The sequence below is a fragment of the Streptomyces sp. NPDC020362 genome, from assembly GCF_040642095.1.
Classification (GTDB): domain Bacteria; phylum Actinomycetota; class Actinomycetes; order Streptomycetales; family Streptomycetaceae; genus Streptomyces.
In genome coordinates this window covers 1,403-13,675 of record NZ_JBFAET010000109.1, presented here as the reverse complement: position 1 = coordinate 13,675, position 12,273 = coordinate 1,403, and the positions used below count along the sequence as shown (strand labels likewise).

The following is a 12,273-nucleotide window of genomic DNA, read 5'->3' as shown; positions in this document are numbered from 1 at the left end:
GCGTCAGTCGGCGGCAGGGATCCGATACTCGAAAACGAACTGGTCAGCGGCCATGAGCGTGTCGCACACCTCGACCACGAGGCCCGCGGTCGTACGAGCTTCCCGGATCAGGTGAACCACCGGTGCACCGGGGCTGAGCGCCAGTTCCGAAGCCTCTGCCTTCGAGGCCGGCCGTGCCTGCAACGTCTCGACGAACTCCGCGAACTCATGCCCGTGGTCTTCGAGTCGGGCATAGATGCCACCGCCTCCGGGGTTCTCGGAGAACAGCTCCGGGATCTCCTTCACGACGTCCCAGGGCAGGTACGACGTCGCGGTCTCGACCGGTGTGCCGTTACGGAAGTAGAGACGCCGGCGGGCCAGCACCTGTGCGCCGACCGGGACGCCCAGTCGCTGGGCAGCATCCTCAGGCGCCTCCATGGGCCCGATGTAGAGGACGCTGACCTTGGCAGCCGCACCGGACTGCGCGGACTCCGCGAGGTAGGCCGCCTGCCCACCCTGCCGGAGCGAGCGCCGGAAGCGATCGGAGGAGCGGTGCCGCACCGGAGGCCGGTTCTTCACGATCGAGCCCTTGCCGTGCCGGGTCTCGACCAGCCCACTAGCCCGCACCTCGACCATGGCCTTACGGATCGTCCCGCCGGACACGCCATAGCGATCTACCAGCTCAGACTCGCTCGGCACCATGTCACCAGGCTTGAGAACCCCCGCCCGGATCTGCTGCACGATCTCGTCCGCGATCTGCACGTACCGAGGCCCGGATCCGACCCCTCCAGCCGCAGTTCCCATAGTCCTTCTCTGCCTCCTATGCTCCTCTACATGAGTCAAGCACAGGAAGCGACGCCGTCTCCCCTCCACTCCGTATCCGTGGCCGGAGTAGTGGTGCGCGAGGACGGCCGCCTCCTGGCGATCCGCCGAGCCGACAACGGCACCTGGGAACTCCCCGGCGGCATCCTCGAACTCAACGAGACCCCCGAGGCCGGCGTCGCCCGCGAGGTCCTGGAGGAAACAGGCATCCACGTCGAGGTCGACGAACTGACCGGCGTCTACAAGAACGTGACCCGCGGCATCGTGGCTCTGGTCTTCCGCTGCAAGCCCTCTGGCGGCACCGAACGCACCTCAAGCGAGTCCACCGCCGTCTCCTGGCTCACCTCCGAGGAAGTCAGCGAGCGCATGTCTGAGGTCTTCGCAGTCAGGCTCCTGGACGCCTTGGACGGCAACGGCCCCCACGTACGCAGCCACGACGGCAAGCGCCTCATCCCAGCGGGATAAAACCTTCTCTCCTTCATCAAGGCCCGCGCATGGCGCGGGCGCGCGCCGCCTCTGCGGCGCGGCCTGCCTCCTGTCTGCGCCCCGGCTGGCCGCGCCCGGCGGCGCGCTCGGCGGCTGCGGGCATGAAGTGGGAAACACCCTCTGTGGCTGGGGCGGTCGGCTCCACGGCTTTAGGCAGCCACTTTGGGGCGAGCCTCTAAGATCATGGCCCCAACGTCGTGCTTTAACGGGCAGGTCCACAGACTGCCCGACTCGCCGGAAGCTTACGGGGCCATGATCACTCGCCCCAAAGCAGCTCCAGCCCAAAGCCGCTCCGCCGACCTAGACGCTTCGAACCAGATCGTTCAAAAGCACCTTGATCTCGCCCGAGATCTCGTCCGGCTTCATAGATGAGGCCAAGTCAACGGCATCTCGCCTCTTGTTGAAGCGCAACCCGTATCGCTTGAACAGTGAGTCAAGAAGCTCGTCCCCAGGGATCATTTCCGACTTACGCGAGTCCCACTCGGAGAGGACCTCGGCCTTGGCGCTATCGAGGAGACCTTGAACCTTTCCAGAAATTTCTTGAATCTCCTTAATCGACTCGTCGAGCTGTGCTTTCAACGCAGCTTCAAAGTCCAACGAGTCATCACGGCGAAGGATTTTTTCCCGCTTAGGGATGACGGGGCGGCAGGCATGCTTCAAAACCCGTCGCTCCACGGCCGTTTGGAACAATTCCTGGCAAATCTCATTTAGGTCCGATTCGATTTCACTTGTGGATGGCGAGACTGTCCCTTTAGACTTGGCGGCAATGTAGCGCGCCAAAGCAGTCGGAGAGATGAGATAATTCTCCAGTTCTCGCTTCTTCAGCACCACTAGTTCGCTAAGGTCTTCGATCTTTCCCTGAAGTGCCTCGATATCCGCAACATCGCGCTCATCTCGGTCGATAATGAAGACGGTGCGCACATTCCTCTTCCTCAGGAAGCTCAATGTTGCCGTCGTCGCATAGTGGGTGAAGTTTCTTGCGCCACCGGTCGTTACAAACCCCAATGCGGCTTGCCCGAAACTAATGTCGAGAGTTGAAGCAAAGATGCGCAAAATCTGCTCATCCGAAGGCCCCTCGACAAAGGCCAATCTGTCAAACATGAATAGCGAACTCAGTCGCAATCCCAGTTCCTCAGGGATTGCCGTTTCCGCATCAATCACGTCCATATGCTGGGCGGAAGTGGCGTGGTCTTTTCGGATCAAATAAATGTTCCTCAAAGATCCAGCATCCAGGAAATTGGTAGAGTGTGTAGTCAGGAAGATCTGACAGTCGTCGCTTACCTCCTTGAGGTATTGCATGATTGCAATCTCAAGCGCTGGGTGAAGGTGAACCTCAGGCTCCTCAACGAGGAGAACCTCGGGGTGTTCAAATTCGCGATCCAGGATAAGGCGAAGAGCTTCTCGAATTCCTGATCCATTCAACTGGACCAGGAAGTCATCGACGTCCAACTCGGCAGGCGATCCCTCGCTGCGCCTCATCGCTGGCGTTGACCTACTTGCCAACTGGGGATCGTCAGCGCTAAACGCATCGATTTGGACACCCAGGAGGCCAGAGACTACGGATTGGATCGCCCTCAGCACATCTCCTTGCCCGCGACTTGTCTTGAGCTTGAGGATCCGACTCGCTTCAGCCTGACCGATAGGGCTTCTTTGTTCCGAGAGCATGTGAACGCTCATCCCGGCAATCTTACGCAGAAAGGATGTTGCATATTCGGGCACACTTTTCGCGTTGCCTGAGAATGTGGAAATCTCATGCTCGAAAGGTGTAGTCTCGTGTTTTTCGATCCGAGCTTTAAGGAGTTCAAGGCGCTCGCGCGTATTAATGTTGAATTCCGTGTAGCTCGATGCGCCTCGAACGCTTTTCAGGAGCATGTCCATGGACTGAGGGTTCGCACTAAGGACTCTCGAATTGCGAACCGTTTGCGGCATCATGTACCCCCGTTCCCGGGTTCGCCTCCAATCGTCCTCATCGAATTCGGAAATAGTCCATTCGAGTACTTTGCATTCTCTAGTGTACTCATCAATGGAGGCGGCCTTTCGGGCAATCTCAATACCGCTTTCCTCGCTAACTGCGAGGATTACGTCGTCGTCATCACTGGTTGCGCCACCAAACCTAATCTTAGATACGTACCCAATCGACGTAGGCGGAGGGAGGAACCTCAGATCTACCGTGACCAGATTACTCAGTTCGGCACCAGTCAGGGCGTTGCGTACTTGAGGCGTTTCGCTCACGATTGCCTCCCTGACCTCTTCCCTCTCTTGATCGCTCAACTTGAGAGTCGTCGAGATTTCGATCGCCGATTGCACATTCTTCTTGTGCCAATCGTTAGGTTGCTGCATCTCAGGATCGACAATGGCAACCTGTCCATCGATAGTGAAAAAGCTGAAAAATCGCTTGATGGCGATGAGGAGATTGGATTTACCGGAATTATTCTTTCCGATCAATACGTTAAGTTGCCCACAATCGGCCAGCTGAGTGCTCTTGATGCTCCGGAATTCCGAAACTCGCACTGAATCAATGCGCACCTGAAAGTCCCCTCCCCTGAAGTGGATTCGTGATCCTAGTTGACTGGTCAAGCCGATGTTGTCGGTTCCGGTAGATCCGTCGCAGTTCGGAGTGAGACGTCGCGCGCCAGTCGATGAGGTGATATCTGCTGTCGAAGACGCCCTGACAGGCTGCACCTACGGCGGCCTGACATCAACGGCTGCGAACGATGGCCCACGGAGGCGGGTGAAGCCGGATCCGCAAACGACCTACGAGCCTCGTTCCGGCACGTCGCAGCGCGCAGCGAGCGAACTTACAAGGCGGTTGTCGCCCTCAACGCACGAGCGCCCTCCCGGGCTGTCCTGGGGCCGTGGAAGGGCGCTCGATGGTGACCAACGCCGACAGGTGCCGATGGCTCGGCAGCAGGTCAGAGCGGTGGTCGATTGGGCGGCCGCAGGTCACGGCCGCCCGTGATCAGTTGTGGCTGTTCTGGGCCAGGAGCATGTTCGGTCGAGCCTTGGCCGGATCGCCCCCTTGTGCGCCCTTCGTGTGCGTGTCACACAGTTCAGAGGCGGGGACCTGGGGGAGGGGGCACTGCATGTCGATGTTGGGTGGCTATCCAGTGGGACCGTCGGCCTGGGCCGTCGAGCGGTTCGGGCGGCATGCCGGCGCGCTGGCCGCCGCGGTTCCGGCGCGACTGCGCGAGGCGCATGAGAGGGCTCACGCCGCGCACCTCGCCGCAGGGCTGAAGAAGCGGAGTCCCTACGGTGTCGCCCTTGCGGGCCTGGTGCGCGAGAACCTGGCGGAGACGGCGCGCGAGCTGGGGGAAGCCGTTCGAGAGGTGCGCGGGTACGAGTACGCGGTGATCAACGATCACGCACTCTTCCCCTTCCGGTACGCGGACCGGCCGAGGCCCCTGGACCGGGCCCGGCTGCCTGCCAACGCGTCGCCGACTCGGCACCGGCTGTTACGGGCCCACGGGCCGCAGCCTCCAGAAACCCTGTTCGACGTCGATGAGGACCTGGCGACCGAGGAGTACCTGGGGCTGCACGAGGCATTCGAGGAGCTGGGAGCTTCCACCAGGTTGGTCTGCGTGTTCTTCACCGCCGACGTCGAAAACGGCATCCAGGCCATCCACTGGGGGGAAGCCCACCTCGAACCCGACCGCACCTTCACCTGGCCGTACAGAGAACAGCTCCCGGTCGCCCCCGTGCGGCTGGACTGACGGGCGGGGAGACGCTGCCTGGACACGGTCGGTCGGGGACTGTCTGCGTCCTGGGCCGACCCTGGGCCGTCTCTGGGCCATCCGAGGTCGGCCAACGCTGACAGTCGACGCCCGCAGGTGACCGCCCCCACCCCGCTGGCCTGGGCCGGTGCTGTTGATCTGCGACACTGGAAGGGTTATGCCGAAGCCCGGAGAACTGGGCTGAGGTGCGCTGATCCCGCGCACCGGGAGCCGCACCGGGTGAGTGTCTAGCTGCGTGACAACGCCAGCGGACCACCACCGCAGGTGAGAGGCGCCGCGGCCCAAGGTCGAGTGCCCGGCCCCGTTGCTTCGGGACGAAGAAGTCATTGTCCACTACCTCGCAGCCACGGTTCTGCCGTCGCGGCTTGCTCTGACGGGCGTCATCGAGCAGCGTGGCTGAGGCCGGTGGGGGTGTAGCGAGACACACGCGCGCCTGATCGGTCGACGCACCCGCCGTCGTGGCTGACTGTCGTGGGCTGGTGTTCAGACAATCGGGCAGGGCGTTTCGCTACGCCGGTCAGCGCGCGGTGTCGGTCAGGAGCGGTGTGAAGCGACGGGGAGAGGAGCCCGGGTGGGGGACCGGGCTCCTCTCCCCGTGGTGTTAGAAGGAAGGTTGTCGTCGGCGGTTCCGCTTTCGACAGCCGCTTCAGAAGCGCTGAGGTTCGCTCGCCTCCAAGAGGTGACCGCGGCTGGTCGCCACCCGGAGCACGTCCCGCAAGGACCCGGTCAGTTCCTTCGCCAGTCGCCGCAGGTCTTCCAGGCCCGAGTCCCCGTTGCCGAGGGTTTCCGAAGCCTCCTCCAGAAGCTCGGCGGCCGTGCCGAGTTGGACTGCTTCGATGTTGTCCGCCAGGCGGGACATGTAGCCGGCCTTGTCGTTAGTGTTCAGGTAGCAGGGCTTGCCTTCCGGCCCCGACCACGGGAGAAGGCGCAGTCCGTTCCGTGTCGTCATCAGTGCGTCTGCCCTTCATCGATCACGTGGTGGGTGGTGAAGACGGCGTCGACACGATCCCCCGGGAACACTAGGAGCCCGGCTTCGACGACTCGACCGGTGGAGTCGGTCGCGACGCGTGTGATCGTGAGGACCGCCGCGGCGGAGCCGATCCGGAGACACGACGCTTCGTCCGGGGTCGGTGGGCGGGCGCATACGGTCTCCCTGACGGCGGCTGGTTGTGGCCCGAGGGTGGCGAATCTCGTGACCGCATCCCGGCCCGGGGCTGCATCGTCGAGCACGCCGGCTGGGGCCAGGTCGCGCGGGATGTAGATGCGGGCCAAGCTGTGAGGTGAGTCCCCTTCGTGACTGATGCAGGTGAACTCGACGAGTGGGCTGCCGGTGGGCACCTTCAGCAAGGTCGTCAGGTGTCCGTTCGCCTGAAGTGTGATGCTGCGGACGGTGACTCGCAGGGCCGCTTCGGCGGCAGTCCCCGGGTCCAGCGTCCCCCACCCTCCGACGTACATGATCTTGCGGAGGGGGCGGCGGACGAAATTGCCCTTGCCCTGGATCTTCTCGACGAGGCCCTCCGCCTGAAGCACCGTGAGAGCGCGCCGCAGCGTCACTGTGCTGACCTTGTACTGGACTGCCAGCCCGGACTCTGACGGAAGGCGTTCGCCGGGTTTGATGCGACCGGTCGTGATCTGCTGTCGGAGGTCATCAGCGATGGCGTGATGGCGTGATGGCACGGCCACGGTCACCGCCTTCTCGGCATGCGCACGGCGACGAGCCGGGTCCGTGTGGTTATGGTCAGCAGTTCCCCCGACTCGAAGAGGATCTGTTTGGCGCCGTAGGGCAGTTGGAAGAGGTTGCTCACGTAGCACGCTCGGCCGCCGATCTGGATGATGTCGCCGCGCTGCACGGTGGCCGAGGTGACTTCGACGTTGCAGACCAGCGCGCCGCCAGGTGCTCGGTCCCTCACTGCTTGACCTCCACGCACATGGACTGGTCGGGCGCCGAGTGGCACGGGCAGTCGCACGCCTCGTAGACCACAGGGAGGGCGGCCGGCGCCGGGGCAGGGGAGGCTTCCGTGCAGGCGCGGTGCGTGCCGATCCGACAGGCGGTCGATCGGTAGGGGACACCCGAGGTGTCCGTGATGTGTGGCTGCGGGCGACGGGACATTAGTGAACCCCCGCGAGGGCCGAGCAAACCTCGGCCGGCAGGTGGGGCGCGACGAGTACGGAACGTGTCCGTACTCGCGTCTCCCAGGCCAGCACGTACGGGCGGACTAGTGCGATGTCCTCACCCGCGAGCGGATCGCGGTAGGGCAGGTTGTCGGAGGCCCGCTCCAGGACGATCGTCGGCGCGTCGGAGGTTGCGGGGACGGCCCGCGGCCGAGCGGGCGGTAAGGCGCGGCGGTGCCTGCCCTTGGCGGAGTGCCGCGCTCTGGTGAGTGCGACGGCACGGCGGATACGGTTGAGCACGCTGCTCAGCTCCTATCGCTGATGGCTCGGTCCCCCGACATCGCCCTCGTGGGGACCGCTTTGCGTACGACCGCCCAGAGGGTGCGGCCGTTCAGGCTGGTGGCGAGGAGCCCGAACCGATCGGCTTCCGCCACCACTTCCAAGACCTCCCGCCAGGACTCCGCGGAGAGGGATTTCGGTACCTCCGCTTCGACCGACGTGTATTGGTCGCGCTCCTCCACCCGAGCGACGAGTCCGACAGCGGACAGCCGGGCGGCGATGGCCGCCGCGCTAACTCCCGAAGCGGGCACAGGGCAGCCTCCGTCGACCGACAGTCACTTTCAGTGAAGCTAGTTAACTAGATTAGAGCTAGTGGACTAGATTTTCCATATGCCTGAGCAGCCGCCCTATCTCCGCATCGCCGACGAACTCCGGCGGCGGATCGCGGAGCACGTGTGGGAGTCGGGGGACCGCCTGCCCTCCCGCACCCAGATCGGCCAGGAGTGCGGCGTGGGCGAGAACGTGGTCCGCCGGGCGCAGGAACTGCTGATCTCCCAAGGTGTGCTGGAGGGGCGGGCCGGATCGGGCACGTACGTCGCCGAGCCCCGGCAGAGGGTGCGGGTGGTCCGGTCGTCCGCGCGGGAGCAGCCCGGCGGGTCGCCGTTCCGGGCGGACATGAAGGCCGTAGGCAGACAGGGGGACTGGGAGAGTCGGACCGACGCGAAGGTGCCTGCTCCGGCGGATATCGCGGCGCGACTGGGTATCTCCGAGGGTGATCTGTGCGTCCGGACGACGTATGAGTTCCTCGCCGACGGCAGGCCGGTCCAGCTGTCCACGAGCTGGGAGCCGTACGATCTCACCGCCGGCACTCTTGTCGTCCTGCCCGAGGGCGGCCCGCACGCCGGGGCAGGCGTCGTGAACCGCTTGTCCGCGATCGGCGTCACCGTCAGCCACGCCGTGGAGCAGCCCGAGCCGCGGCAGGCGACCGCCGAGGAGGCTTCGATACTCGGCATCCAGAAAGCCGCGCTCGTCACGCACATCCGGCGGACCTACTACAGCGACCAGGGGCGGCCCGTGGAGACGGCGGACATTGTGGTGCCCGCCGCGCACTGCGAGATCGTCTACGAGATCCCGATCAACCGTTAGCCAGCGCCCTCGGCAGCGAGCCAATCGCCGAGCGCCGAGAAGTCGGCGTCTACGAGTCCTTGAGCCGGGTCGACGCGATGAAGTAGCGACGGCCCAGGATGTTGGGCATCGACCCACAAGCGATCCATGGCGCTGATTTCGTCGTCGACCCAGATGAACGGTCGACCGTCGGCCCACTCGACCAAGGCGCGAGTCTTCCAGTGCAGGCCGCGAGGTCCGTCGTCGGCGCTGGCATCCGGCCACTCCATCACGGGCAGCTTCGGCAGCCCCAGGCGCGGAGCGACGGCCTCGTTCGCATCCTCCATCCACGTCGTGGCCCACACGAGATGGCATCCAGGGCGAGGAGACGCGATCCGATGCCGGGATCTAGACGATCAAGCAGCGGGTTGCCTTGATCGACAGACGTCGGGGAGCCGTACGACGTCCCGAACGGGATGAGTGGACCGTCGACGTCGAGGAAGAGCATGGGGCGCTTCGCTGCGCTGGTCACAGCGGCACGATAGCCCGGCGCGGTGGTGGCGGGGACTGTGCTTCCTGGGCCGTCTCTGGGCCGTCCGAGGCTCCCCGAGGCCGCCTGACGACGACCGACAGCGACAGACGAGCCACCGCCGCCACCCACGAAACCCCAGGTCACAGCCCCCGCACCAAACGGGTTAACACCCAAGGCTGGCGTTCAGGCAAGATGGGGTGTATCTGCCCACTGCCAGATTTCAAGCTGCCGGACGGTTTCTCTTGGCTGAGTTCATTTACACCATGCGCAAGGCGCGCAAAGCGCACGGCGACAAGGTGATCCTCGACGACGTCACCCTGAGCTTCCTGCCGGGGGCGAAGATCGGCGTCGTCGGTCCGAACGGCGCCGGTAAGTCGACTGTCCTGCAGATCATGGCGGGACTGCAGCAGCCGTCGAACGGCGACGCGTTCCTGTCGCCGGGCTACACCGTCGGCATCCTGCTCCAGGAGCCGCCCCTGAACGAGGAGAAGACCGTCCTGGAGAACGTCCAGGAGGGTGTCGCCGAGATCAAGGGCAAGCTCGACCGGTTCAACGAGATCGCCGAGCTGATGGCGACCGACTACTCCGACGCGCTGCTCGAGGAGATGGGCAAGCTCCAGGAGGAGCTGGACCACGCCGAGGCGTGGGACCTCGACGCTCAGCTGGAGCAGGCCATGGACGCGCTCGGGTGCCCGCCCGGTGACTGGCCCGTCACCAACCTCTCCGGTGGCGAGAAGCGCCGCGTGGCGCTCTGCAAGCTGCTGCTGGAGGCCCCCGACCTGCTGCTCCTCGACGAGCCCACCAACCACCTCGACGCCGAGTCGGTGAACTGGCTGGAGCAGCACCTGGCCAAGTACGCGGGCACCGTCGTGGCCGTCACCCACGACCGGTACTTCCTCGACAACGTCGCCGGCTGGATCTGCGAGGTCGACCGCGGCCGTCTGCACGGCTACGAGGGCAACTACTCCAAGTACCTGGAGACCAAGGCCACCCGTCTCAAGGTCGAGGGCCAGAAGGACGCCAAGCGCCAGAAGCGGCTCAAGGAAGAGCTGGAGTGGGTGCGGTCGAACGCCAAGGGGCGCCAGGCCAAGTCCAAGGCCCGTCTCGCTCGCTACGAGGAGATGGCCGCCGAGGCCGACAAGATGCGGAAGCTGGACTTCGAGGAGATCCAGATCCCGCCGGGCCCGCGTCTGGGCAACGTGGTCGTCGAGGTCAACAACCTCAACAAGGCCTTCGGTGACAAGGTCCTCATCGACGACCTCAGCTTCACGCTGCCGCGCAACGGCATCGTCGGTGTCATCGGCCCGAACGGCGCCGGCAAGACGACCCTCTTCAAGATGATCCAGGGCTTCGAGCAGCCCGACTCCGGCTCCATCAAGGTCGGCGAGACCGTCAAGATCTCGTACGTCGACCAGAGCCGCGAGAACATCGACCCGAAGAAGACGCTGTGGGCCGTCGTCTCCGACGAGCTGGACTACATCAACGTCGGCCACGTGGAGATGCCCTCGCGCGCCTACGTCTCCGCCTTCGGCTTCAAGGGCCCGGACCAGCAGAAGCCCGCGGGTGTGCTCTCCGGCGGTGAGCGCAACCGGCTCAACCTGGCGCTGACCCTCAAGCAGGGCGGCAACCTGCTGCTCCTCGACGAGCCCACCAACGACCTGGACGTCGAGACGCTCTCCAGCCTGGAGAACGCGCTGCTGGAGTTCCCGGGCTGCGCCGTCGTCGTCTCCCACGACCGGTGGTTCCTCGACCGTGTCGCCACGCACATCCTCGCCTACGAGGGTGAGTCCAAGTGGTTCTGGTTCGAGGGCAACTTCGAGTCGTACGAGAAGAACAAGGTCGAGCGGCTCGGCGCGGACGCCGCCCGTCCGCACCGCGCCACCTACAAGAAGCTGACCCGGGGCTGATCGATCTTGCGGCACATCTACCGCTGTCCGCTGCGCTGGTCGGACATGGACGCGTACGGCCATGTCAACAACGCGATCTTCCTCCGCTATCTGGAGGAGGCGCGTATCGACTTCCTGTCCCGCAGGGGCAAGGAGTCCAAGCAGGGGTCCGTGGTGGCGCGCCATGAGATCGACTACAAGCGGCAGCTCGTGCACCGGCCCGATCCGGTGGACATCGAGCTGTGGGTCACCGAGATCAGGGCCGCGTCCTTCACCGTCGCCTACGAGGTGAAGGACGACGACCTGGTCTACGTACGCGCCCTGACGGTCGTCGTGCCGTTCGACTTCGAGGCCGGGCGGCCGCGCCGGATCACCGACGGGGAGCGCGCGTTCCTCGAGGAGTACACGGACCGGGCCGAGGCGGCCGACGCGGGCGGCGACAAGGAGGCCGTCGCCGCATGACGGTGCTCCACCTCGTCGACGAGACGGAGGCGGCGGACCTCGCCGCCTTCCTCTCCCGGCTGCTCCACTACGACCGTGGAGCCGCGGTGCGCCTGCAGGCGGCCGGGACGGCGCTCGCCGTGTTCGGGCGCCCGCCGTCCTTCGAGGTGCTGGCGGTCCGCGCGGTGCGGCTCGCCAAGCCGTACGAGAACGGGCTCGACGTCACGCTCGACGTGACCGTGTCCGCCGGCGAGTTCCTGGAGTCCGTCGACGAGCGGGCGGCCACGGCCGCCGTACCGGCCGCGGTCACGGGACCGCCGTGGGTCGGCGTCCTGCCGCCGCGCGGCGGCTGGCAGCCCGAGCCGGGGCTTCCCGCGCCGGAGGCGCTGCGGACGGCGGTGGCCGAGGCGGTCGCCGAATTCCGGTCCCGCACGGAGGAACTGGCGCCGGAGCGGCGTACCCGCGCGGAGCTGGACGGGATCGGGCGGGACATCTGGTCCCGGGAGATCGGCAAGACCCGGCTTCCGGTACGGGCCGTGCATGCCGCGCAGTCCCTGGGCTTTCTGCGGCTGGGTGCCGGCGCGGCCGACACCGGGCTGTTCTCGTCCGGGGCCTGGCTGAGGCTGCGGACGCCGTACGGATCCGTCGCCGTGCGGCGGGCGGGCCTCGGAGGCCTCGGCGTCAGCGTGCGCTGACCCGGCCGGCCTCACCCCGGCTCGGGCCCTCCCCCCAGCCGTCCGGTCTCATGGCGGGTTCGGCCTTGCCGCGCTGTCGTGCGGTCTCACGTGGGCTTTGGCCTGTCCTCGCAGCCGTCCGGTCTCATGGCGGGTTCGGCCTTGCCGCGCTGTCGTGCGGTCTCACGTGGGCTTTGGCCTGTCCTCGCAGCCGTCCGGTCTCATGG

General features: G+C 65.4%; 12 protein-coding genes and 2 pseudogenes. 6 read left to right on the top strand and 8 right to left on the bottom strand.

Translation table 11 applies throughout. The annotated features are described in order from the left end of the window. Nucleotides 1-3 precede the first annotated feature (3 nt). Entirely contained in the window at nt 4-783 is a 780-nt protein-coding gene (locus AB0H32_RS30380; RefSeq protein ID WP_361126947.1) for a GntR family transcriptional regulator, read from the bottom strand. 18 nt (nt 784-801) lie between these two features. Between AB0H32_RS30380 and AB0H32_RS30375 the strand changes: the two genes are divergently transcribed. Further along, nucleotides 802-1,266, top strand: a complete 465-nt coding sequence (locus AB0H32_RS30375) for an NUDIX domain-containing protein (RefSeq protein WP_361126897.1) — start codon at nt 802-804, stop codon at nt 1,264-1,266. Nucleotides 1,267-1,587: 321 nt separating this feature from the next. Here AB0H32_RS30375 and AB0H32_RS30370 read toward each other — a convergent pair whose 3' ends face one another. Further along, nucleotides 1,588-3,813 (bottom strand): AAA family ATPase, encoded by a 2,226-nt coding sequence (locus tag AB0H32_RS30370; RefSeq protein ID WP_361126894.1) that lies wholly within the window; start codon nt 3,811-3,813, stop codon nt 1,588-1,590. A gap of 557 nt (nt 3,814-4,370) precedes the next feature. Between AB0H32_RS30370 and AB0H32_RS30365 the strand changes: the two genes are divergently transcribed. Beyond that, complete coding sequence (locus AB0H32_RS30365) at nt 4,371-4,997, top strand: hypothetical protein (protein WP_361126891.1); 627 nt, start codon at nt 4,371-4,373, stop codon at nt 4,995-4,997. 667 nt (nt 4,998-5,664) lie between these two features. Here AB0H32_RS30365 and AB0H32_RS30360 read toward each other — a convergent pair. The 5 genes and pseudogenes from AB0H32_RS30360 to AB0H32_RS30340 all read right to left on the bottom strand — a co-directional run bounded on the left by AB0H32_RS30360 (nt 5,665) and on the right by AB0H32_RS30340 (nt 7,720). After that, nucleotides 5,665-5,967: a hypothetical protein gene (locus AB0H32_RS30360; RefSeq protein ID WP_361126888.1), complete on the bottom strand. Its 303-nt coding sequence runs from the start codon at nt 5,965-5,967 to the stop codon at nt 5,665-5,667. Then, nucleotides 5,967-6,707 (bottom strand): GntR family transcriptional regulator, encoded by a 741-nt coding sequence (locus AB0H32_RS30355; RefSeq protein WP_361126885.1) that lies wholly within the window; start codon nt 6,705-6,707, stop codon nt 5,967-5,969. Before AB0H32_RS30355 ends, AB0H32_RS30360 begins: the two co-directional genes overlap by 1 nt. Next, nucleotides 6,704-6,928, bottom strand: coding sequence for a hypothetical protein (locus tag AB0H32_RS30350; RefSeq protein WP_361126882.1), 225 nt, complete (start codon nt 6,926-6,928; stop codon nt 6,704-6,706). The genes AB0H32_RS30355 and AB0H32_RS30350 overlap by 4 nt, the downstream gene beginning before the upstream one ends. A gap of 199 nt (nt 6,929-7,127) precedes the next feature. Continuing rightward, the gene (locus tag AB0H32_RS30345) at nt 7,128-7,430 is read right to left on the bottom strand and encodes a hypothetical protein (protein WP_361126879.1); all 303 of its coding nucleotides are present in this window, start codon (nt 7,428-7,430) and stop codon (nt 7,128-7,130) included. 12 nt (nt 7,431-7,442) lie between these two features. Further along, nucleotides 7,443-7,720, bottom strand: a pseudogene (locus AB0H32_RS30340) (hypothetical protein). A gap of 79 nt (nt 7,721-7,799) precedes the next feature. On the opposite strand from AB0H32_RS30340, the gene AB0H32_RS30335 reads away from it, so the two are divergent. Continuing rightward, nucleotides 7,800-8,555, top strand: coding sequence for a GntR family transcriptional regulator (locus tag AB0H32_RS30335; protein WP_361126876.1), 756 nt, complete (start codon nt 7,800-7,802; stop codon nt 8,553-8,555). Here AB0H32_RS30335 and AB0H32_RS30330 read toward each other — a convergent pair. Then, nucleotides 8,552-9,045, bottom strand: a pseudogene (locus AB0H32_RS30330) (HAD domain-containing protein). The gene AB0H32_RS30335 and the pseudogene AB0H32_RS30330 overlap by 4 nt on opposite strands. Before the next feature lie 242 nt (nt 9,046-9,287). On the opposite strand from AB0H32_RS30330, the gene ettA reads away from it, so the two are divergent. Genes ettA through AB0H32_RS30315 form a run of 3 tightly spaced genes read left to right on the top strand, consistent with a single transcriptional unit; the run spans nt 9,288 to nt 12,067 of the window. Then, a complete protein-coding gene (gene ettA / locus AB0H32_RS30325) occupies nt 9,288-10,952 on the top strand; it encodes an energy-dependent translational throttle protein EttA (RefSeq protein ID WP_361126873.1) in 1,665 nt (554 codons plus the stop codon). A gap of 6 nt (nt 10,953-10,958) precedes the next feature. Beyond that, a complete protein-coding gene (locus tag AB0H32_RS30320) occupies nt 10,959-11,393 on the top strand; it encodes a thioesterase family protein (RefSeq protein WP_361126870.1) in 435 nt (144 codons plus the stop codon). Continuing rightward, nucleotides 11,390-12,067 (top strand): hypothetical protein, encoded by a 678-nt coding sequence (locus AB0H32_RS30315; RefSeq protein WP_361126867.1) that lies wholly within the window; start codon nt 11,390-11,392, stop codon nt 12,065-12,067. The genes AB0H32_RS30320 and AB0H32_RS30315 overlap by 4 nt, the downstream gene beginning before the upstream one ends. The last annotated feature ends 206 nt before the right edge of the window (nt 12,068-12,273 follow it).

Excerpts from the sequence above, each read along its gene's own strand:
- AB0H32_RS30380 (WP_361126947.1), bottom strand. The coding sequence starts at position 783 with ATGGGAACTGCGGCTGGAGGGGTCGGATCCGGGCCTCGGTACGTGCAG.
- AB0H32_RS30375 (WP_361126897.1), top strand. The coding sequence starts at position 802 with ATGCTCCTCTACATGAGTCAAGCACAGGAAGCGACGCCGTCTCCCCTC.
- AB0H32_RS30365 (WP_361126891.1), top strand. The coding sequence starts at position 4,371 with ATGTCGATGTTGGGTGGCTATCCAGTGGGACCGTCGGCCTGGGCCGTC.
- AB0H32_RS30360 (WP_361126888.1), bottom strand. The coding sequence starts at position 5,967 with ATGACGACACGGAACGGACTGCGCCTTCTCCCGTGGTCGGGGCCGGAA.
- AB0H32_RS30335 (WP_361126876.1), top strand. The coding sequence starts at position 7,800 with ATGCCTGAGCAGCCGCCCTATCTCCGCATCGCCGACGAACTCCGGCGG.
- AB0H32_RS30315 (WP_361126867.1), top strand. The coding sequence starts at position 11,390 with ATGACGGTGCTCCACCTCGTCGACGAGACGGAGGCGGCGGACCTCGCC.